Origin of the sequence: Streptomyces sp. NPDC127119 (assembly GCF_042677425.1) — a bacterium.
Classification (GTDB): Bacteria; Actinomycetota; Actinomycetes; order Streptomycetales; family Streptomycetaceae; genus Streptomyces.
Map to the genome: position 1 here is coordinate 1 of NZ_JBHXTO010000167.1, position 19,009 is coordinate 19,009.

Consider the following 19,009-nt stretch of genomic DNA (forward strand, 5'->3'; position numbering starts at 1 on the left):
GGGCTGGGCCCTGCCCCCCCAGGGGCGCGGGGAACTGCGCGGCCAGCCACGATGGGCCCGCAGGTCCCCACCGGCCGTAGATCCCCGCCACGCGGAAGCGAACCGCAGGCGTACCGTGGTGGCATGCCCGGCAGCACCGCGTATCTCGCCGAAGGCCCCCACGTGGGCATACGTTTCTTCACGTACGAGGACGGCGGTGAGTTCACCGCCCGCGTGCGGGAGAGCAAGGCTCTGCACCAGCCGTGGCTCTTCCCGCCCGTCACCCCTGTCGCGTACGCCTCGTACGCCGGGCGGCTCATCGACGATCCGAGCAAGGCCGGGTTCTTCGTCTGCGAGAAGGACGGGGGAGGGATCGCCGGGTTCGTCAACATCAACAACATCGTCGAGGGTGCCTTTCTGTGCGGCGCCCTCGGGTACGGGGCCTTCGCGCACGCCGCCGGACGCGGGCTGATGAGTGAGGGGCTCGACCTCGTCGTGCGGTACGCGTTCGGCACGCTCGGGCTGCACCGGCTGGAGATCAACGTCCAGCCGGGCAACGCCGCCTCCATCGCGCTGGCCCGCCGCTGCGGGTTCCGTCTGGAGGGGTTCTCGCCGGACTTCCTGTTCATCGACGGAGCCTGGCGTGATCATGAGCGGTGGGCCATCACCGCCGATATGATTCGAACATGAGTGCCCTGAGGAATCTCGTCGTCCTGGACGCACCCTCCAACCTCGGGCTCCGGCCGCCCGCCCCCGGCACGGTGCCCGGCTGCTACAAGCTCGCCGGCGCCCTGCGCGAGCAGCGGATCGTGCAGCGGCTGAACGCGCTGGAGGGTGGCGTGGTCGTGCCGCCGCGCTACGACCGGGGCGACTGGCAGGAGGGTGACGGTGTCTTCAACGCCGCCGCGCTCGCCGGATACACCCGTACGCTCGCCGACCGCATCGAACGGCACGTACGGGCCGGGGAGCTGCCCGTCGTCCTCGGCGGCGACTGCTCCATCCAGCTCGGCGCCTCCCTCGCGCTGCGCCGCATCGGCCGCTACGGCCTCGCCGCGGTCGACGCCTCGCACGACTTCCGCCACCCGGGGAACTCCGAACGGATCGGTGCCGCGGGCGGCGAGGAGGTCGCCCTCGCCACCGGACGGGGGCAGGACGACCTCACCGACCTGGAGGGGCTGAAGCCCTATCTGCGGGACGAGGACATCCGGTTCTTCGGGATCCGGGACGAGTTCGAGGACGACCGGGCCGAGCTGGCCGCGCTGAAGATCCCCACGGTGACCGTCGGCGACATCCGCGAGTGGGGCGCCGACGCCCTCGCGCGGGCCACCGCCGAAGCCTTCGACGTACCGGACCTGGACGGCTTCTGGGTGCACCTCGACGCCGACGTGCTCGACCCGTCCGTGATGCCCGCCGTCGACAGCCCCGACCCCGGCGGACTGCTGCCCGACGAACTGACCGCGCTGCTGCGGCCGTTGGTGGCCTCCCCGCACTGCGCCGGCTTCAACGTCACCATCTACGACCCCGACCTGGACCCCGACGGCACCGCGGGCGCCCTCCTGGCCGACATCGTCGTCGCGGCCTTTGCCCAATCCTGACCGGATCCTGACCGGGAGGGCCTCTGGTCGGCACGTCGTCCACCCTGTTCCATGGTCACGTGACGACCATCCGACGTGACGTACTGACGCTTCCGGTCGCCGAAACCGGCCCCGCCAACCCCCTGCCCCCACTGCGCCCGCTCGACGAGACGCACCACGTGGACGAGCGGGAACGCGCGGGCCTGCCCCGCGACATGGCCCGGCAGATCGCGTACGAGCCGCTGCGCAGTCTCCTGCCCGAGCGCGTCCGGGACGGGTACGGGAGAAGCCGTACGCCCCGCGAGGTCGAGACGATCGTCCTGGAGAACGACCGGCTGCGCGCGACCGTCCTGCCCGGCTACGGCGGCCGGGTCGTCTCCCTGTTCCACAAGCCGTCCGACCGCGAACTCCTGTACCGCAACCCGGTGTTGCAGCCCGCCGACTTCGCGCTCAACGGCGCCTGGTTCTCCGGCGGCATCGAGTGGAACATCGGCGCCACGGGCCACTCCACCCTCGCCTGCGCGCCGCTGCACGCGGCCGAGGTCACCGCACCCGACGGCACGCGGATGCTGCGCCTGTGGGAGTGGGAACGGCTGCGTGACCTGCCCTTCCAGGTCGACCTGTGGCTGCCGGAGGGCTCCGACTTCCTGTACGTCGGCGTACGCGTCCGCAATCCGCACGAGAAGGCCGCGCCGCTGTACTGGTGGTCCAACACTGCCGTCCCGGAGGCGCGCAGGGTCCTCGCGCCGGCGGAGGAGGCCTGGCACTTCGGGTACGAGCGGCGGCTGCGCCGGGTGCCCGTCCCGGTGTACGAGGGCGTCGACCGGACGTATCCGCAGCGCGGCGAGTATCCGGCCGACTACTTCTACGAGGTGCCCGACGGGCGGCGGCGCTGGATCGCCGCCCTGGACGGGGCCGGGCAGGGGCTGGTGCAGACGTCCACCGACGTGCTGCGCGGACGCAAACTCTTCGTGTGGGGCACCGGCACCGGCGGGCGCCGCTGGCAGCAATGGCTCACCGAACCCGGCACCGACGGCTACTGCGAGATCCAGGCCGGGCTCGCCCGCACCCAGTTGGAGCACCTGCGCCTCGACGCGGAGAGCGAGATCAGCTGGCTGGAGGCGTACGGGCTGGTCGACGCCGACGCGCGGCTCGTGCACGGCGACGACTGGGCCGCCGCCCGCTCCGAGGTCGAGTCCGGGCTCGAACGGCGCCTGCCGCGCGCGCAGTTCGAGACGGCGTACGAGCAGTGGCTGCCTTCCGCCGACCTCGAACCCACCGAGGTGCTCGCCGTCGGCTCCGGCTGGGGCGCGCTCGAAGTCCTGCGCGCCGCCCACAAGTTGCCCGGCACGCCCTTCGACGAGTCCACGCTCGGGGACGCCCAGCGGCCCTGGGCCGAGCTGCTCGGTTCGGGTTCCTTCCCGGAGCCCCGCCGCGTCGGGCCGCCCGGCGGGACGCTGGTCTCCCGGCACTGGCGGGACATGCTGGAGACGGCCCCCGCGGAGCCGCTCGCCGAGTACCACCTGGGGGTCGCCCAGTGGCACGCGGGAGACCGGGCCCAGGCCGTGCGCAGCTGGGAGAGGGGCCTCGAACTCGCCCCGTCCCTGTGGCCGTTGCTGCGCTGCCTCGCCGTCGCCGACCACGAGGCCGGCAACCGCGAACGGGCCGCCGACCGGTACACGGACGCCTTCGACGACCTGTGCCAGGAACGGCGCGACGACGGCGAGACCTGGACGGCGGCCACCGCCGCCCTCGGACGCGAGGCGATCGGCGCGCTGCTCGCGGCGGGGCGCACCGCGGACGCGCGGTCCGTGTGGGAACGGCTGCTCCCGGCGACCCGCGAACGCGGCCGGTTCCGGCTGATCGAGGCGCAGTTGCTGCTCGCCGAGGGCGACAAGGACGCGGCCCGTGCCGTCTTCGACGCAGGCTTCGAGGTGGCCGACCTGCGCGAGGGGGCCGAGGCGATCGGGGAACTGTGGTCCCGGATCTCCGACGAACCCCTGCCGGAACGCTACGACTTCAGGATGCGCCCGCCCGGCACCGACGGCAGCGGCACCGAAGGCGGCGGCTGACCCTACGGTGACGTGCGGCGGTCCGCGTACTCGTAGATGTAGCCGTCCGGGTGCAGCGCGATCAGGTTGCGGCCCGCGGGGGTCGCCACCGGGCCCGCGACGACCTGCGCGCCCGACTCGGTCAGCACCCGGTGGGCCTCGTCGACGTCCTTGACCGCGATGGTCGCCGACACCTTGCGGAGCACGTCGAGTTCCGCCTCCGGGCCGCTCATCAACAGGAAGCAGCCGACGGCGGCGACGGAGACCCCGCCGCGCTCGAAGCGTTGCGCCGGTCCGCCCGCCAGTCTCTCGTAGAAGGGGACCGCAGCCTCCAGGTCGTCGACGCAGATGCGCAGCGTGGCTCCCAGAATGTCCATGCGGACGAGCCTAGTTGGGGTCGGCCGCGAAGGAGATCGTTTCGTACGGATCCCGTGCCGGGGCGTGCTCGCCCCGGCCGGGCGGGAGTTACGCACCGGGGGCCGCGGGTACCCGGAGCGCATGGACCGCATCGATCACATGGAACATCTGGACAGGCGTCTGGCCGACGAGCTGGCGCAGGTGGCCCGCGACGCCGTACGCGAGGAGCTGCGGGAACAGACCCGCAAGCAGCGCCGGACGGCCGCGATGTACGCCGCGTCCGGTGCCGTCGCCCTGTACGCGGGCGCGGCCCTCGCGCTCACGGTCGGTCTCGCCCTCGCTATCGGCCTGCCCGACTGGGCCGCCGCGCTGATCACCGCCGCCGTGCTCGGCGCGCTGGCGTACGGGCTGCGGAACGCGGCACGGCCGTCGGCGCCCCGGCCCACGTCCGGTGGCGCCGCTCAGGTGCCCGGCGAAGGTGCCGTCCCCGGCGCCCCCGCCGGTACGGCTCCGGGGACGCGGGCCGACGGCCCCGCCGTGCCCCCGATGCCGCCGGTCGCCCCCGGCAACGCCGTGCCGGACACCCGGGCCCGGTGAGCCGCGGCCCGGCCCGGAACCCCCGTACCGACCGGGGCCACAACGACGTGGCCCCGGTCTTCGCCGTCCGCGGCCGTCGTGCCCGCGGACCCGTCCGGCGTGTCACGAAGTCCACTTCTGGAGCTGCGGAGGCCGCCTTCCTGCGATAGAAGTCGGGAGAAGTCGAAGGAGCCGCGCCCGTCCTCCACGGCGACCGGAACCCCCGGGGACCCGACGTTTGGGCACCCCGGCCAGGGGGACGCGGAAAGCCCCGTTCGAGCGATTCCGCCGGAGGCGACCCATGAGCCGACCCCGAGTCGTCGTTGTCGGAGCGGGCTTCGCCGGATACCGGGCGGCACAGACGCTCTCCGGTCCGGCCCGGGGCAGGGCCGGCCCGCTGGACGTCGTTCTGCTGAACCCGACGGACTACTTCCTCTATCTGCCCCTGCTGCCCCAGGTGGCCGCCGGTGTCCTGGAACCGCGCCGCGTCACCGTCTCCCTGACCGGCACCCTGCCCCGGGTACGCCTGGTGCTCGGCGAGGCCGACGGCATCGACCTCGACACACGCACCGTCCGCTGCACCGGCCCCGAGGGCGACACGGGCACGCTCTCCTACGACCGGCTGGTCCTCGCCGCGGGCAGCGTCAACAAACTGCTGCCGATCCCCGGTGTGGCCGAGCACGCGCACGGCTTCCGGGGGCTGCCCGAGGCGCTGTACCTGCGCGACCACGTGACCCGGCAGGTGGAACTCGCCTCCGCCGACGACGACCCCGTGACCGCGGCGGCCCGGTGCACGTTCGTGGTCGTCGGCGCGGGCTACACCGGCACCGAAGTGGCCGCGCACGGACAGCTGTTCACCGACGCCCTGGCCCGCAGGCAGCGGCACCGACCGGACTTGTGGCCGCGCTGGACACTGGTCGACATCGCGCCCCGCGTACTGCCGGAGCTGGACGAGCGGCTCTCGCGCACCGCCGACCGCGTCCTGCGGCGACGAGGCGTCGAGATCCGTACCGGCACGTCCGTGAAGGAGGCGACCCGGGACGGGGTCCTGCTCAGCGACGGCGACTTCGTCGGCACCCGCACCCTGGTCTGGTGCGTCGGCGTGCGGCCCGACCCGCTGGCCGAGGGGCTCGGGCTGGCCATGGAACAGGGCCGGCTGCTCGTCGAACCGACCCTCCAGGTGCCCGGCCGCCCCGAGGTGTTCGCCTGCGGTGACGCCGCCGCCGTGCCCGACCTGGAGAAACCGGGCCGGTACACCCCGATGACCGCCCAGCACGCCTGGCGGCAGGGGAGGACCGCGGGACGCAACGTCGCGGCCTCCCTCGGCATCGGCGACCCCCGCCCCTACCACCACCGCGACCTGGGCTTCGTCGTCGACCTCGGCGGGGTGAAGGCCGCCGCCAACCCGTTCGGCGTGCCGCTCTCCGGACCGGCCGCGGGCGCCGTCACCCGCGGCTACCACCTGGCCGCGATGCCGGGCAACCGCGTCCGGGTCGCCGCCGACTGGCTCCTGGACGCGGTACTGCCACGCCAGGGCGTACAGCTCGGCCTCGTCCGGTCCTGGTCCGTGCCGCTGGACACGGCCTCGCCCGAAACGGCCCGGGTGCCGGGCCGACCCGGCACCCCTGAACCCGGCACCCCTGAACCCGGACCCCCTGAGCGACCTCCTGCGGAAGGAGCACCATGAACACCCCCGAACTCATCGAACTCGGCCGGCAGCTGTGCGTCGACAGCGTGCGCGCGGCCGCCGCGGCGGGCTCCGGGCACCCCACCTCCTCCATGTCCGCCGCCGACCTGATGGCGGTCCTGCTCGCCCGGCAGCTGCGCTACGACTTCGAGCGGCCCTCCCATCCGGGCAACGACCGGTTCGTACTCTCCAAGGGGCACGCCTCGCCGCTGCTGTACGCCGCGTACAAGGCGGCCGGGGCCATCGACGACGCCGAACTGCTGACCTTCCGCACGCTGGACAGCCGTCTCGAAGGGCATCCGACACCGCGCCGGCTCCCGTGGGTGGAGACCGCCACCGGATCGCTGGGCCAGGGCCTGCCGGTCGGCGTGGGCATCGCCCTGTCGGGCAAGCGGCTCGACCGGGTGGGCTACCGCGTATGGGTGCTGTGCGGGGACAGCGAGCTGGCCGAGGGCTCGATCTGGGAGGCCGCCGAGCACGCGGCGTACGAAGGGCTCGACCACCTCACCGCGATCGTGGACGTCAACCGGCTCGGCCAGCGCGGCCCCACCCGGCACGGCCACGACCTCGACGCGTACGCCCGCCGCTTCCAGGCCTTCGGCTGGCACACCGTCGAGGTCGACGGACATGACGTCGAGGACATCGAGCGGGCGTACGGCGAGGCCGTGTCCACGGTGGGACAGCCGACCGTGATCCTGGCCCGCACCCTCAAGGGCAAGGGCGTCGCGTCCGTGCAGGACCGCGAGGGCCTGCACGGCAAGCCGCTGCCCGACGCCGACGAGGCGATCGAGGAACTGGGCGGGGTACGGGACCTGCGCGTCGAGGTCCGGCAGCCGCAGGCCGCCCGCATGCTGCACGCGGTACGGGCCGGTCACCTGGACCTGCCGCGCTGGGAGAGCGGGGACGAGGCCGCCACCCGGGACGCCTACGGCCAGGCGCTCGCCGCGCTCGGCTCCTCGCGCGCGGACGTCGTCGCCCTCGACGGGGAGGTGAGCGACTCCACCCGCGCCGAGTTCTTCGCCAAGGAACACCCCGAGCGGTTCTTCGAGTGCTACATCGCCGAACAGCAGCTCGTCGGGGCGGCCGTCGGGCTCGCCACCCGCGGCTGGGTGCCGTTCGCCTCCAGCTTCGCCGCGTTCCTCACCCGCGCCCACGACTTCGTCCGGATGGCGGCGGTCAGCGGCGTGGGCATCAATCTCGTCGGCTCGCACGCGGGCGTCGCGATCGGCGAGGACGGGCCCTCGCAGATGGGCGTCGAGGACCTGGCCATGTTCCGCGCGGTGTACGGCTCGACCGTGCTCTACCCCTGCGACGCCAACCAGACGGCCGCACTCGTCGCCACCATGGCGGGCCTCGACGGCATCCGCTATCTGCGGACCTCCCGCGGTGCCATGCCCGTCCTGTACGGCCCCGGCGAGGAGTTCCCCGTCGGCGGCAGCAAGGTGCTCAGGCGCTCCGCGGACGACCGGCTGACCGTCGTCGCCGCCGGTGCGACCGTGCACGAGGCGCTGAAGGCCGCGGACGCGCTCGCCGCCGACGGCATCGCCGTGCGGGTCGTCGACCTGTACTCCGTCAAGCCCGTCGACCGCGAGACCCTGCGCGAGGCCGCCGAGCAGACCGGCTGCCTGCTCACCGTCGAGGACCACCACCCCGAGGGCGGCATCGGCGACGCGGTCCTCGACGCCTTCCTCGACGGCCGTCCCACTCCGCGGCTGGTCCGTCTCGCCGTACGGCACATGCCCGGTTCGGCCACCCCCGCGGAGCAGCTGCACGCGGCGGGCATCGACGCCGACTCCGTCGTGGCCGCGGTGAAACTGCTGGTGGAGAACGCGGTGGTGCGATGACCTCCGTACGCGCGGGCCGGCGGACCGTCGAGGTGCACCGGCCCGACAAGGTGATGTTCCCCGGCGGGCCCGGCGGGGGAGAGGCGAAGGAGTACACCAAGGCGGACGTCGTGGCGTACTACCGGGAGATCGCCCCCTTCATGCTGCCGCACCTGCGGGGGCGGCCCCTGATGCTGGAGCGGTACCCCGACGGGCTCGACGGGCCGAAATTCATGCAGAAGAACGTCCAGGACCACTATCCGGACTGGATCCGCCGCGTGGAGCTGCCCAAGGAGGGCGGCACGGTCCTGCACCCCGTGTGCGACGACACCGCGACCCTCGTCTACCTCGCCGACCAGGCCGCCCTGACCCTGCACCGGTGGCTCGCCCGGGTCTCGTCCGACGGCACGGCCGACCGGCCGGACCGGCTGGTCTTCGACCTGGACCCCGCGACCGACGACTTCGAACCGGTACGCGACACAGCCCGGCTCCTCGGTGAACTCCTCGACCAACTCCGGCTGCCGTCCGCCCTGATGACCACCGGCTCACGCGGACTGCACGTCGTGGTGCCCCTCGACGGGCGGCACGGCTTCGACGAGGTGCACACCTTCGCCAAGGACGTCGCCGACACGCTCACCGAGGCGCATCCCGACCGGCTCACCACCGAGGCCCGCAAGAAGGACCGCGGCGACCGGCTGTATCTGGACATCCAGCGCAACGCCTACGCCCAGACCACCGTCACCCCCTTCACCGTCCGTGCCAGGCCGGGTGCCCCGGTCGCCATGCCCGTCGCCTGGGACCAGCTCGAAGACGCCGAACTCGGCCCGCGCCGCTGGACGATCGCCGACGCCGTCGACCAGGCCCGCACGAACCCCTGGTCGGGGCTGCTGCGCAGCGGTCGCGCGCTCGCTCCCGCCAGGCGCCGTCTGAACGCCCTGCGCGGCTGAGCAGGGGCGGTCGCGGAGCCGGTCCGGCCGACGGGGCCGGCCGGACCGGTTGATCACTCAGGGTGGCCGAGTATGTACCCCCCGAGGTTTGGTCAACAGGCCTGCGGCCACCCGGAGTTGGAGGTGGTCATGTCGAACACATCCAACACATCCAACACATCGGGCCCCCAGCGCCCGACTGGTTCTCCCCGGGGCGGGCAGCGCGGCGCGACAGGCGACGAGGAGCTGGGTCCCATGGACGTGCTGCGCCAGGCGCGCGGCCAGCTCGCCGAACTGACCGGCATGGAGGCCGAGTCGGTGTCGTCCTTCGAACGCACCGACGACGGCTGGTCGTTGGAGATCGAGGTCCTGGAACTCGTCCGGGTCCCCGACACGATGAGTCTGCTCGCGAGTTACGAGGTGACCCTCGACCCGCGCGGCGAGCTCACCGGTTACCGGCGCGTCCGCCGCTACGAACGCGGCCGGGCGGACAGCCGCAGGCCCGGCGGCCGGTAGGCCGGCCCCTGCCCGCACGCCCCACAGCGCGCGCACCCCGCCAGACGTACACACCCCAACAGACAAGGAGGGCCGGTCGGTATGACCGTTGTCCCGGCACAGCAATCCGGTGGTGGAGGCGGCTCCAGCGGCCTCTACGACGTCCTCGAACTCGTGCTCGACCGGGGGCTCGTCATCGATGCCTTCATCCGGGTCTCCCTCGTCGGCATCGAGATCCTCAAGATCGACATCCGTGTCGTCATAGCGAGCGTCGACACCTATCTGCGCTTCGCCGAGGCGTGCAACCGCCTCGACCTCGAAGCCGGACCCAAGCGCAGCCCCGGACTCCCCGACCTGGTCGGCTCGATCACCGAGTCCGGTGCGAAGGGCAAGTCCAAGGGGGCCCTGTCCGGCGCCGCCGAGACCATCTCCGACGCGTTCAAGCAGTCCCGCGAGGAGAGCCAGACCGAGTCGAGGCCGCGGGCCCGTAAGTCCACCGCCGCCTCACGCCGCAAGGAGGAGCAGGAGTGAGCACGTACGTCTACGGCATCACGTCCAGTTCGCTGCCCTCGCTCCCGGACGGCACGGCGGGCGTCGGCGAGCCGGCGCTGCCGGTGCGTGTCATCAAGGAGGGCGACCTCGCGGCGGTCGTCAGTGACGCGCCCGAAGGGCTGCGGCCCAAGCGCAGGGACCTGCTCGCCCACCAGAACGTACTCGCCGAGGCGGGCACGGGCGGCCCGGTGCTGCCCATGCGCTTCGGCAGTGTCTCGACGGACGACGCGGCCGTGGCCGGTGTCCTGGCCGAGCGCGCCGAGCACTTCAAGGAGCGCCTCGACGTACTGGCCGGCAAGGTCGAGTACAACGTCAAGGCCACGCACGACGAAGAGGCCGTACTGCACCGGGTGATGTCCGAGAACCCGGAGGTCAGGTCGCTCACCGAGGCCAACCGCAGCGCGGGCGGAGGCAGTTACGACGAGAAACTGCGGCTCGGCGAGATGGTGGTCGCCGCGGTGAAGAACCGCGAGGCCGAGGACGCCGCCGAGATCCAGCAGGCGCTGGAGTCGGCCGCCGCGTCCGTCAGCGTGGGCCCCGAGTCCACGGGCTGGCTGGCCAACCTCTCGTTCCTCGTGGACCGCGACGCGGCCGAGACGTTCATGGACGCAGTCGAAGAGGTCCGCAAGAGCCACCCGCATCTCGATCTGCGGGTGCACGGACCGCTGCCCCCCTACAGCTTCGTCGAGCCGGGCCCCTCCCGGCCCGCCGCGGCGACCAACTGAACTCCCTACAGCAGGAGTTGATGACATGGGGCTGATCGGAGAGGTCCTGATGCTGCCGTTCGCCCCCGTGCGCGGCAGCCTCTGGGCCATGGAACAGGTGGTGAACGAGGCCGAGCGCCAGTACTACGACCCGGCGGCGGTCCGCGCCGAACTCGGCAGGCTCGAGGAACGCCTCGAGGCCGGGGAGATCGATGAAGCGGAGTTCGACCGCATGGAGGACGAGCTCCTCGACAGGCTGGAGATAGCCATGACCAGGAGCACCGGCACAGGCAACAACGGGACTACACGATGAACCGACTAGGGCTTGGCCTCGCCGTAGGGGCCGGATACATCCTCGGACGTACGAAGAAGATGAAGCTGGCCTTCGCCGTGGGCACCATGGTGGCGGGCAAGCGGCTGCACCTCAGCCCGCGGGCGCTCGCGGACCTGGTCTCCACACAGCTGCAGAACAACCCGCAGTTCAAGGAGATCGGGGACCAGCTGCGCGGAGACCTGCGAGGCGTGGGCAAGGCCGCCACCGGAGCACTCGTCGAGCGCCAGATCACCGGCCTCGCCGACCGGCTGCACGGACGGACCAGCCAGGTGCAGGACCAGCTCGCGGGCGTCGTCCCGGACGCGGTCCCGGACGTGCCCGGGGTCGGCGGCAAGAAGCGCCGCAAGCGGGACGAGGAACCGGACGACGAGTACGAGGACGTCGAGTACGACGACGAGTACGAGCAGGACGACGACCCGGACGACTCCGGCCGCGACCACCGCGACAAGCGTGACGCGGACGGCGAGGCGGCCGAGGACGACGAGAAGCCACGGCCCCGCAAGCGGGCTCCCGCGAAGAAGTCCGCGAAGGCGCCCGCGAAGAAGGCCGCCGAGAAGCGCAGCCCCGGCAACGAGGCTCCGGCGAAGAAGACGGCGGCAAGGGCCGCGAAGAAGGCCCCTAGCAGGAGGACGGCCGCGGCGAAGACCGCCACGCGCCGCACCACCCGGGCCCGTACGACGAGGGGAGGCGGCGACGATGACTGACACCCTCGGATCCGCGGCCAAGCAGGCCAAGAGCAACCCGCTGACCTCCCTCGCGCAGAGCGAGGCGGTCGACCGGCTCAAGGAGGAGGCCCAGGCCTACCTGGCCGCGCAGGTCCAGCGGGCGCTGGTCGGCGTCGGGACCAAGCTCGGCCGGACCACGGGCAAGCTCAACGACATCGCCTCCGGCGACAGCCCCGGCTTCGCCAAGCTCGCCCTCGACGGCGGCCGCAAACTCGCCGAGGGCAAGGGGCCGATGCGCACCGCGCTGGAACTCGGCGCGGGCAAGGCCAAGGACAGCGTCGTCGGTGCCTTCAAGAACCTGACCGGCGGCAAGGGCGGCAAGCGCAGGGGCGGCGCCGGCAAGAAGCCCACCGTCATCATGGAGTTCATCGACGTCGGCGTGCCGCTGCGCACGGCCTACGACCAGTGGACCCAGTACCAGGACTTCAGCAACTTCGCCCGGGGCGTCAAGAGCGCGAACCGCGCCGACGACACGACGTCCGACTGGCAGATGAAGATCTTCTGGTCCAACCGCAGCTGGAAGGCCCACACCACCGAGCAGGTGGCGGACCAGCGGATCAGCTGGACGTCCGAGGGCGCCAAGGGCACCACCAAGGGCGTCATCACCTTCCACTCGCTCGCCGAGAACCTCACCCGCGTGCTGCTGGTCATCGAGTACTACCCCAAGGGGCTGTTCGAGAAGACCGGCAACATCTGGCGCGCCCAGGGCCGCAGGGCCCGCCTCGACCTCAAGCACTTCGCTCGGTTCATCTCCATCAAGGGCGAGGCGGACGACGGCTGGCGCGGTGAGATCCGCGACGGCGAGGTCGTCACGAGCCACGAGGACGCGGTCGCGGAGGAGGAGGAAGCCGAGCAGAACTCCGAGGACGCCCCCGAGGAAGGCTCCGAGGACGCGGAGGCCTCGGCCGACGAGGAGGCCGCCGAGGACGAGCTGCCCGAGGACGAGGAGGCGTACGAGGACGAGGACGCCCCCGAGGCCGAGTACGAGGACGAAGAGGCCTACGAGGAGGACGCGCACGAGGCCGAGTACGAGGACGAAGAAGTCCCGGAGGACGAGGAAGCGGTGGAGGAGGCGGACGAGCGCGAGCGTGAGCCCGCCGGTGCCAGGGGCCGTCGATGACCACGGCTCAGCGTCTGCCCGACCCCTACGGGAACGGCGGCGGCGCCAACCTCGCGGACATCCTCGAACGGGTCCTGGACAAGGGCATCGTGATCGCGGGCGACATCCGGATCAACCTGCTCGACATCGAACTCCTCACCATCAAACTGCGGCTCATCGTCGCCTCCGTCGACAAGGCGAAGGAGATGGGAATCGACTGGTGGGAGACCGATCCGCAGCTGTCCTCCCGCGCCGGACGCGACGAACTCGCCAAGGAAAACGCGGAGTTGCGCGCGCATGTGGCTGAACTGGAGAAAGCGCGCGGTGAATTGACCGCGCGCAAGCGCGCACCCGCGAAGAAGGAAGCCCAGGAATGAGTGGTCTGCGTTACGTGTACGCCGTCTGCCGCCCCTTCGGCACACCCCTGCCGGCTCGGCTGACAGGGGTGGCCGGCGTACCGCCCAAGCAACTGGTCCACGGCGACCTGGTCGCCGTCGTCGGCCAGGTGCCCGAGGAGGACTTCGCGGAGGAGCCGTTACGGGCCCATCTGGAGGACCTGGACTGGCTCGGCGCGACCGCGCGGGCGCACCAGAACGTGATCGACGCGCTCACCGTCGTCACCTCGCCGCTGCCGCTCCGGCTCGCCACGGTGTTCCGGGACGACAGCGGTGTCCGGTCGATGCTGGAGGAGCGCGCGGAGACGTTCTCGCGCACCCTCGGCCGGCTCGACGGGCGGGTCGAGTGGGGGGTGAAGGTGTACTCGGAACCGACGGAGTCCGCGGAGGCTGCGGAGTCCAAGGGGACGCCCGGGGAAGCGGCCTCCGCTCCCCGCCGGGCGGCCGGTTCGGGACGCGACTATCTGCGGCAGCGGCGCAACCAGCGCAAGGAGAGCGAGGAGAAGTGGGAGCAGGCCGAGGAGTTCTCGCGCCGGCTCCACGAGTCCCTCTCCGGGTACGCGGAGGACACCCGGATCCACGCCCCGCAGAACTCGGCGCTGTCCCGGGCGCCCGGCCGGAACATCCTGAACGCCGCCTACCTGGTGCCGCGGACGGAATCCGAGGCGTTCGTGGAAGTCGTCGACCGTACGAAGGACGACGCGCCGGGGCTGCGCGTCGAGCTGACCGGGCCGTGGGCCGCCTACTCGTTCAGCGGGGAGGACGCGTGACCGTCGTGGAACGCCGGGAGGTCGCGCTCGTCGACCTCCTCGACCGGCTGCTCGCGGGCGGGGTCGTCATCACCGGTGACCTCACCCTGCGGATCGCGGACGTCGATCTCGTACGGATCGATCTGAACGCGCTCATCAGCTCGGTGAACGAGAACGTTCCCGCGCCCTGGGGGGAGATGCTGTGAGCGGTGGAGAGGCACTCCAGAGGGTCGTCGACGACGCGGTCCTGGGACCCGGGGCGGGCAAGAAGGCCGGGCGGAGCCGGCTCGACCTTGAACCGGACACGGTGGAGCGGGACCTGATCAAGCTCGTGCTGACGGTGGTCGAGCTCTTGCGGCAGTTGATGGAGCGGCAGGCTGTTCGGCGGTTCGACACGGGTGACTTGTCCGAGGATCAGGAGGAGCGGATCGGGCTCACGCTGATGCTTCTGGACGACCGGATGGCGGAACTCCGGGACCGCTACGGCCTCCGCCCCGAGGACCTGAACCTCGACCTCGGCCCCCTGGGCCCGCTACTCCCCCGAGCCTAGCCCGCGCCCGCGGGCCGGGCCCGGTGCCGCTGGGGGCCGCGCGCCCATGGAGTCTGCGGGCCGGTGGGGGTTGCTCGCGCAGTTCCCCGCGCCCCTAAAAGACAAAAGACTGCGCAGTTCCCCGCGCCCCTGGGGACCGCGCGCCCATCGAATCTGCGGGCCGGTGGGGGTGGGCCGCGCAGTTCCCCGCGCCCCTTAAGGGCGAAAAGCTGGGGCGCAGCCCCGTTTTTCAGGGGCGCGGGGAACTGCGCGAGCAACCCCCACCGGGGCCGCAGGTGGAACTCAAGGGGTCAAGCCGGCCGCTTGCGGGTCAGGAGTTCGCCGTGGAGGACTGCGAACCATGCGTCCTCCCGCGCGCCCCACGCCCGCCACGCGGCAGCGATCTCCTGCAACTGGCCCTCCACGGCGTGGCCCCCCTCCACCGCGAGCGCCGCATACGCGGAGGCCACCGTCCGGTCCGCCCACAGCCCGCTCCACCACGCCCGTTCCGACGCCGTCGAGTAGCACCACGTACCCGCCGAGGCCGTGATGTCCTCCGCGGGGAAGCCGGCCGCCAGCGCCCACGACTTCAGGCGCCGCCCCGCATCCGGTTCGCCCCCGTTCGCGCGTGCCACCCGCCGGTACAGGTCGAGCCAGTCGTCCAGCCCGGGGGACCGCGGATACCAGGTCATCGCCGCGTAGTCGGAGTCCCGGACGGCGATGAGGCCGCCCGGCTTCGTGACCCGGTACATCTCCCGCAGCGCCTGTACGGGGTCTCCCACGTGCTGCAGCACCTGATGGGCGTGCACGACACAGAAGCTGTCGTCCGGGTACTCCAGCGCATGGACGTCCGCGACGGCGAAGTCGACGTTCTCCAGGCCCCGTTCGGCCGCCGTGGCACGCGCCCGGTCCAGGATGCCGGGCGCGTGGTCGACACCGGTGACCTGGCCGTCCGGCACCAGTTCGGCCAGGTCCGCCGTGATGGTGCCGGGCCCGCAGCCGATGTCCAGGATCCGCATGTGCGGCTTGAGCGAGCCGAGGAGGTAGGCCGCCGAGTTGGCGGCCGTACGCCAGGTGTGCGAGCGCAGCACGGACTCGTGGTGGCCGTGCGTGTACACGGCGGTCTCTTTCGGCACCTTCGACATGGCGGCATCCGTTCACTCGGTACGGGAGTACCTCTCAAGCTACGTCGCCATGTCGAAGTGTGAGACCCCCGTCTCGCGATACGGACTGACCGTCGGTCAGCGCGGGCCGCTCGGGCGGTAGACCGTCAGCGCCTCCGGGAGCTTCTGGATCGTCACATCGCCCTCCACGGGCCTGACTTCACCGTCGAAGGCCAGCAGTGTGCCCGGTTCGACGCCCTGCACACGGAGGCCGCCGACCCGCAGCGCCGCGTGCACGGGGGACCGGGTCAGCGGTCCGGCCACGGCCGCGGCCAGCAGGCGTACCGCCGGGAAACGGCCGCCGTGCACCACCCGTACGTCGAGAAGACCGTCCGCGAGGTCGTAACGGCGGGCAGGGATCGGCCCCATCCGGTGGTAGGTGCCGTTGCCGGCGAACAGCAGCCACAGCGGCCGCTCCTTGCCGTCGAAATCGGTCCGCAGCGGGTGCCGGCCCGCCCGTACGACACGCAGGGTGGCGACCACCCCGGCCGGCCAGCCGCCGATCCGCTTCGACCAGTGGTCCCGCTCGCGCACCAGCTCCGGATAGACGCCCAGGCTGCAGTTGTTGAGGAAGTAGCCCTCCTGGTCACCGGAGGAGTACCGGCCCACGTCCACCCGTACGGCGTCGCCCTCCGTCAGCGCGCGGCTCAGGCCCCGTACGTCCTCCACGCCCAGGTCCTTGGAGAAGTGGTTGAGCGTGCCGCCCGGCAGCACGGCGAGCGGCAGGCCGTGGCGCAGGGCGACCGTGGCGGCCGCGTTGATCGAGCCGTCGCCGCCGCACACCCCCAGCACCTCGGCACGTGCCGCGGCCTTCTCCAACTCGGCCCGCAGATACTCCGGTTCGCACTCCACGACCTCGGCGAGCGGCAGGGCGTCCCCGATGGCGCGCATCCGGTCCGCGGTGCCCGCCGAGGTGTTGACCACGAGGACAAGCCCCTCCCCGTCCTGGAGGGCGGGCACGTCCGCGCGCGGACGCCCGGGGGGCGGCAACTGGTCACGCGTGGGAACCAGGGCGCGGGCGACGAAGGCGGAACCCACCCCGAACGCCGCCCCGGCGAGCACGTCGCTCGGGAAGTGCGCGCCCGTGTAGATACGGGACAGGGCGACCGCGGCGGCCACCGGGGCCACCACCGCGCCGAGCGGCCGGGACTCCATCGCGACGCCCGCCGCGAAGGCCGCCGCCGACGCCGAGTGCCCCGAGGGGAAGGACGTGGTGATCGGCTGCCGCTTCAGCTGCCGCATCACCGGCACGGCGTCGAGGCGGGGGCGCGGCCGGCGCACCGAGCGCTTGCCCACCGTGTTGATCGTGGCCGACGCCAGGGCCAGCGAGGCGATCCCCCGCACGGCCGCGCGGCGCGCGCGGGGCGAGCGGGTCGCCGCGAGGGCCGCCGCCGCGCCGAACCACAGCACCCCGTGGTTCGCGCCGCGGCTCAGCTTCGGCAGCAGCGGGTCGGCGCCCGGCCAGTGCCGGGTCGCGACCGCCTCGAACAGGCGGGTGTCGAGGGCCATCAGCCGGTCGAGCAGGGTATGGCCGGCCCCGGTGGCGGTGAGGTCTACTTCAACGGTCATGCCCCATCGTCTACCCCACCGGGCCTTCGGCGCGCATATCGGTTTGCCCCGCCACCCGTCCGCCCCGGACAATGCGCGACCATGGGACATCTCGAAGCCGCGCACCTGGAGTACTACCTTCCCGACGGGAGGGCGCTGCTCGGCGACGTCTCCTTCCGGGTGGGCGAAGGGGCCGTGGTGGCGCTCGTGGGGCCCAACGGCGCCGGGAAGACGACACTGCTGCGGCTGATCTCGGGCGAGCTGAAACCGCACGGCGGCACGGTCACGGTGAGTGGCGGACTCGGGGTGATGCGCCAGTTCGTGGGCTCCGTACGGGACGAGTCGACCGTGCGCGACCTGCTCGTGTCGGTGGCCCAGCCCCGGATCCGCGAGGCCGCGCAGGCCGTGGACCGGGCCGAGCACGGCATCATGACGGTCGACGACGAGGCCGCGCAGATGCAGTACGCGCAGGCACTCTCCGACTGGGCCGAGGCCCAGGGGTACGAGGCCGAGACGCTCTGGGACATCTGCACCACGGCCGCGCTCGGCGTCCCCTACGACAAGGCGCAGTTCCGCGAGGTACGGACCCTGTCGGGCGGTGAGCAGAAGCGGCTCGTCCTTGAGGCACTGCTGCGCGGCTCCGACGAGGTGCTGCTCCTCGACGAGCCGGACAACTACCTCGACGTCCCCGGCAAGCGCTGGCTGGAGGAGAAGCTGCGGGAGACCCGTAAGACGGTCCTGTTCGTCTCCCACGACCGGGAGCTGCTCGCCCGCTCCGCCGAGAAGATCGTCAGCGTGGAACCGGGACCGGCAGGCGCCGACGCCTGGGTGCACGGCGGCGGCTTCGCCACGTACCACGAGGCCCGCAGCGAGCGGTTCGCGCGCTTCGAGGAGCTGCGGCGGCGCTGGGACGAGAAGCACGCCCAGCTGAAGAAGCTCGTACTGAATCTGCGCCAGGCCGCCTCCATCAGCCATGAGCTGGCCTCGCGGTACCAGGCCGCGCAGACCAGGCTGCGCAAGTTCGAGGAGGCCGGGCCGCCGCCGGAGCCGCCGCGGGAGCAGGACATCACGATGCGCCTGCACGGCGGACGCACCGGCGTACGGGCCGTGACCTGCAAGGGGCTCGAACTGACCGGGCTGATGAAACCGTTCGACCTGGAGGTCTTCTACGGCGAGCGGGTCGCCGTCCTCGGCTCGAACGGCTCGGGCAAGTCGCACTTCCTGCGGCTGCTCGCGGGCGGCGACGTCGCGCACACGGGGGAGTGGAAGCTCGGCGCGCGGGTCGTGGCCGGCCACTTCGCCCAGACCCACGCGCACCCCGAGCTGCAGGGACGCGCGCTGCTCGACATCCTGTGGAGCGAGCACGCCCAGGACCGGGGCGCGGCGATGTCCCGGCTGCGGCGGTACGAGCTGACGGCGCAGGCGGAGCAGCGGTTCGACCGGCTGTCCGGTGGGCAGCAGGCCCGCTTCCAGATCCTCCTGCTCGAACTGGAGGGGTCCACGGCCCTGCTCCTCGACGAGCCGACGGACAACCTCGACCTGGAGTCTGCGGAGGCGCTCCAGGAAGGCCTTGAGGCGTACCAGGGAACGGTGCTGGCCGTCACCCACGACCGGTGGTTCGCTCGCGCGTTCGACCGCTATCTGGTCTTCGGCAGCGACGGGCGTGTGCGGGAGACGACGGAGCCGGTGTGGGACGAACGCCGGGTCGAGCGGTCGCGCTAGCGCTTCGCACCCCTGAAAGAT

General features: G+C 72.2%; 21 protein-coding genes. 18 read left to right on the forward strand and 3 right to left on the reverse strand.

Features of this window, described 5'->3' with window-relative positions:
* Positions 1-123: 123 nt before the first annotated feature.
* The 3 genes from ACFVH5_RS38905 to ACFVH5_RS38915 are packed head-to-tail and all read left to right on the forward strand — an operon-like array spanning position 124 to position 3,625.
* On the forward strand, positions 124-669 hold the full coding sequence (locus tag ACFVH5_RS38905) for a GNAT family N-acetyltransferase (RefSeq protein ID WP_385838425.1): 546 nt from the start codon (positions 124-126) through the stop codon (positions 667-669).
* A 5-nt stretch (positions 670-674) separates the two neighbouring features.
* Positions 675-1,574 carry an arginase family protein gene (locus tag ACFVH5_RS38910; RefSeq protein WP_385838441.1) on the forward strand — a complete coding sequence of 300 codons (900 nt, stop codon included), beginning with the start codon at positions 675-677 and terminating at the stop codon, positions 1,572-1,574.
* 59 nt (positions 1,575-1,633) lie between these two features.
* Positions 1,634-3,625: a DUF5107 domain-containing protein gene (locus tag ACFVH5_RS38915; RefSeq protein ID WP_385838426.1), complete on the forward strand. Its 1,992-nt coding sequence runs from the start codon at positions 1,634-1,636 to the stop codon at positions 3,623-3,625.
* Between the two features lie 2 nt (positions 3,626-3,627).
* Here the strand turns inward: ACFVH5_RS38915 and ACFVH5_RS38920 are convergent, their stop codons facing one another.
* Complete coding sequence (locus tag ACFVH5_RS38920; RefSeq protein WP_384815773.1) at positions 3,628-3,981, reverse strand: VOC family protein; 354 nt, start codon at positions 3,979-3,981, stop codon at positions 3,628-3,630.
* 121 nt (positions 3,982-4,102) lie between these two features.
* Here ACFVH5_RS38920 and ACFVH5_RS38925 point away from each other — a divergent pair, with 121 nt between their 5' ends.
* The 14 genes from ACFVH5_RS38925 to ACFVH5_RS38990 all read left to right on the forward strand — a co-directional run bounded on the left by ACFVH5_RS38925 (position 4,103) and on the right by ACFVH5_RS38990 (position 14,576).
* Positions 4,103-4,558, forward strand: a complete 456-nt coding sequence (locus ACFVH5_RS38925; RefSeq protein WP_385838427.1) for a phage holin family protein — start codon at positions 4,103-4,105, stop codon at positions 4,556-4,558.
* 280 nt (positions 4,559-4,838) lie between these two features.
* Positions 4,839-6,224 carry an NAD(P)/FAD-dependent oxidoreductase gene (locus tag ACFVH5_RS38930; protein WP_385838428.1) on the forward strand — a complete coding sequence of 462 codons (1,386 nt, stop codon included), beginning with the start codon at positions 4,839-4,841 and terminating at the stop codon, positions 6,222-6,224.
* Positions 6,221-8,068 carry a transketolase gene (locus ACFVH5_RS38935; protein WP_385838429.1) on the forward strand — a complete coding sequence of 616 codons (1,848 nt, stop codon included), beginning with the start codon at positions 6,221-6,223 and terminating at the stop codon, positions 8,066-8,068. The genes ACFVH5_RS38930 and ACFVH5_RS38935 overlap by 4 nt, the downstream gene beginning before the upstream one ends.
* Positions 8,065-8,994 carry a non-homologous end-joining DNA ligase gene (gene ligD, locus ACFVH5_RS38940; RefSeq protein ID WP_385838430.1) on the forward strand — a complete coding sequence of 310 codons (930 nt, stop codon included), beginning with the start codon at positions 8,065-8,067 and terminating at the stop codon, positions 8,992-8,994. The genes ACFVH5_RS38935 and ligD overlap by 4 nt, the downstream gene beginning before the upstream one ends.
* A gap of 129 nt (positions 8,995-9,123) precedes the next feature.
* Positions 9,124-9,489, forward strand: a complete 366-nt coding sequence (locus ACFVH5_RS38945) for a gas vesicle protein (protein ID WP_385838431.1) — start codon at positions 9,124-9,126, stop codon at positions 9,487-9,489.
* Positions 9,490-9,570: 81 nt separating this feature from the next.
* The gene (locus tag ACFVH5_RS38950) at positions 9,571-9,999 is read left to right on the forward strand and encodes a gas vesicle structural protein GvpA (protein WP_385838432.1); all 429 of its coding nucleotides are present in this window, start codon (positions 9,571-9,573) and stop codon (positions 9,997-9,999) included.
* Positions 9,996-10,745, forward strand: a complete 750-nt coding sequence (locus tag ACFVH5_RS38955; protein ID WP_385838433.1) for a GvpL/GvpF family gas vesicle protein — start codon at positions 9,996-9,998, stop codon at positions 10,743-10,745. The genes ACFVH5_RS38950 and ACFVH5_RS38955 overlap by 4 nt, the downstream gene beginning before the upstream one ends.
* 25 nt (positions 10,746-10,770) lie before the next feature.
* Positions 10,771-11,037, forward strand: a complete 267-nt coding sequence (locus ACFVH5_RS38960) for a gas vesicle protein GvpG (protein WP_384815750.1) — start codon at positions 10,771-10,773, stop codon at positions 11,035-11,037.
* Positions 11,034-11,762, forward strand: coding sequence for a DNA primase (locus ACFVH5_RS38965; RefSeq protein ID WP_385838434.1), 729 nt, complete (start codon positions 11,034-11,036; stop codon positions 11,760-11,762). The genes ACFVH5_RS38960 and ACFVH5_RS38965 overlap by 4 nt, the downstream gene beginning before the upstream one ends.
* Entirely contained in the window at positions 11,755-12,903 is a 1,149-nt protein-coding gene (locus ACFVH5_RS38970) for an SRPBCC family protein (RefSeq protein ID WP_385838435.1), read from the forward strand. The genes ACFVH5_RS38965 and ACFVH5_RS38970 overlap by 8 nt, the downstream gene beginning before the upstream one ends.
* Positions 12,900-13,259 carry a gas vesicle protein gene (locus ACFVH5_RS38975; RefSeq protein ID WP_385838436.1) on the forward strand — a complete coding sequence of 120 codons (360 nt, stop codon included), beginning with the start codon at positions 12,900-12,902 and terminating at the stop codon, positions 13,257-13,259. Before ACFVH5_RS38970 ends, ACFVH5_RS38975 begins: the two co-directional genes overlap by 4 nt.
* Entirely contained in the window at positions 13,256-14,047 is a 792-nt protein-coding gene (locus ACFVH5_RS38980; RefSeq protein WP_385838437.1) for a GvpL/GvpF family gas vesicle protein, read from the forward strand. Before ACFVH5_RS38975 ends, ACFVH5_RS38980 begins: the two co-directional genes overlap by 4 nt.
* A complete protein-coding gene (locus ACFVH5_RS38985; protein ID WP_385838438.1) occupies positions 14,044-14,232 on the forward strand; it encodes a gas vesicle protein in 189 nt (62 codons plus the stop codon). The genes ACFVH5_RS38980 and ACFVH5_RS38985 overlap by 4 nt, the downstream gene beginning before the upstream one ends.
* A gap of 41 nt (positions 14,233-14,273) precedes the next feature.
* Positions 14,274-14,576, forward strand: a complete 303-nt coding sequence (locus tag ACFVH5_RS38990; RefSeq protein ID WP_385838442.1) for a gas vesicle protein K — start codon at positions 14,274-14,276, stop codon at positions 14,574-14,576.
* Positions 14,577-14,866: 290 nt separating this feature from the next.
* Here the strand turns inward: ACFVH5_RS38990 and ACFVH5_RS38995 are convergent, their stop codons facing one another.
* Together ACFVH5_RS38995 and ACFVH5_RS39000 are read right to left on the reverse strand one after the other, a co-directional pair.
* Positions 14,867-15,700 (reverse strand): class I SAM-dependent methyltransferase, encoded by an 834-nt coding sequence (locus tag ACFVH5_RS38995; protein WP_385838439.1) that lies wholly within the window; start codon positions 15,698-15,700, stop codon positions 14,867-14,869.
* A 96-nt stretch (positions 15,701-15,796) separates the two neighbouring features.
* Positions 15,797-17,287: a bifunctional phosphatase PAP2/diacylglycerol kinase family protein gene (locus ACFVH5_RS39000; protein ID WP_385838440.1), complete on the reverse strand. Its 1,491-nt coding sequence runs from the start codon at positions 17,285-17,287 to the stop codon at positions 15,797-15,799.
* 81 nt (positions 17,288-17,368) lie between these two features.
* Between ACFVH5_RS39000 and ACFVH5_RS39005 the strand changes: the two genes are divergently transcribed.
* Positions 17,369-18,988 (forward strand): ABC-F family ATP-binding cassette domain-containing protein, encoded by a 1,620-nt coding sequence (locus tag ACFVH5_RS39005; protein WP_384815731.1) that lies wholly within the window; start codon positions 17,369-17,371, stop codon positions 18,986-18,988.
* Positions 18,989-19,009: the final 21 nt, after the last annotated feature.

What these genes read in the sequence shown, in the direction of transcription:
- ACFVH5_RS38905 (WP_385838425.1), top strand. Translation starts at nt 124, where the DNA reads ATGCCCGGCAGCACCGCGTATCTCGCCGAAGGCCCCCACGTGGGCATA.
- ACFVH5_RS38920 (WP_384815773.1), bottom strand. Translation starts at nt 3,981, where the DNA reads ATGGACATTCTGGGAGCCACGCTGCGCATCTGCGTCGACGACCTGGAG.
- ACFVH5_RS38925 (WP_385838427.1), top strand. Translation starts at nt 4,103, where the DNA reads ATGGACCGCATCGATCACATGGAACATCTGGACAGGCGTCTGGCCGAC.
- ACFVH5_RS38930 (WP_385838428.1), top strand. Translation starts at nt 4,839, where the DNA reads ATGAGCCGACCCCGAGTCGTCGTTGTCGGAGCGGGCTTCGCCGGATAC.
- ACFVH5_RS38935 (WP_385838429.1), top strand. Translation starts at nt 6,221, where the DNA reads ATGAACACCCCCGAACTCATCGAACTCGGCCGGCAGCTGTGCGTCGAC.
- ligD (WP_385838430.1), top strand. Translation starts at nt 8,065, where the DNA reads ATGACCTCCGTACGCGCGGGCCGGCGGACCGTCGAGGTGCACCGGCCC.
- ACFVH5_RS38945 (WP_385838431.1), top strand. Translation starts at nt 9,124, where the DNA reads ATGTCGAACACATCCAACACATCCAACACATCGGGCCCCCAGCGCCCG.
- ACFVH5_RS38950 (WP_385838432.1), top strand. Translation starts at nt 9,571, where the DNA reads ATGACCGTTGTCCCGGCACAGCAATCCGGTGGTGGAGGCGGCTCCAGC.
- ACFVH5_RS38960 (WP_384815750.1), top strand. Translation starts at nt 10,771, where the DNA reads ATGGGGCTGATCGGAGAGGTCCTGATGCTGCCGTTCGCCCCCGTGCGC.
- ACFVH5_RS38965 (WP_385838434.1), top strand. Translation starts at nt 11,034, where the DNA reads ATGAACCGACTAGGGCTTGGCCTCGCCGTAGGGGCCGGATACATCCTC.
- ACFVH5_RS38970 (WP_385838435.1), top strand. Translation starts at nt 11,755, where the DNA reads ATGACTGACACCCTCGGATCCGCGGCCAAGCAGGCCAAGAGCAACCCG.
- ACFVH5_RS38975 (WP_385838436.1), top strand. Translation starts at nt 12,900, where the DNA reads ATGACCACGGCTCAGCGTCTGCCCGACCCCTACGGGAACGGCGGCGGC.
- ACFVH5_RS38980 (WP_385838437.1), top strand. Translation starts at nt 13,256, where the DNA reads ATGAGTGGTCTGCGTTACGTGTACGCCGTCTGCCGCCCCTTCGGCACA.
- ACFVH5_RS38995 (WP_385838439.1), bottom strand. Translation starts at nt 15,700, where the DNA reads ATGTCGAAGGTGCCGAAAGAGACCGCCGTGTACACGCACGGCCACCAC.
- ACFVH5_RS39000 (WP_385838440.1), bottom strand. Translation starts at nt 17,287, where the DNA reads ATGACCGTTGAAGTAGACCTCACCGCCACCGGGGCCGGCCATACCCTG.
- ACFVH5_RS39005 (WP_384815731.1), top strand. Translation starts at nt 17,369, where the DNA reads ATGGGACATCTCGAAGCCGCGCACCTGGAGTACTACCTTCCCGACGGG.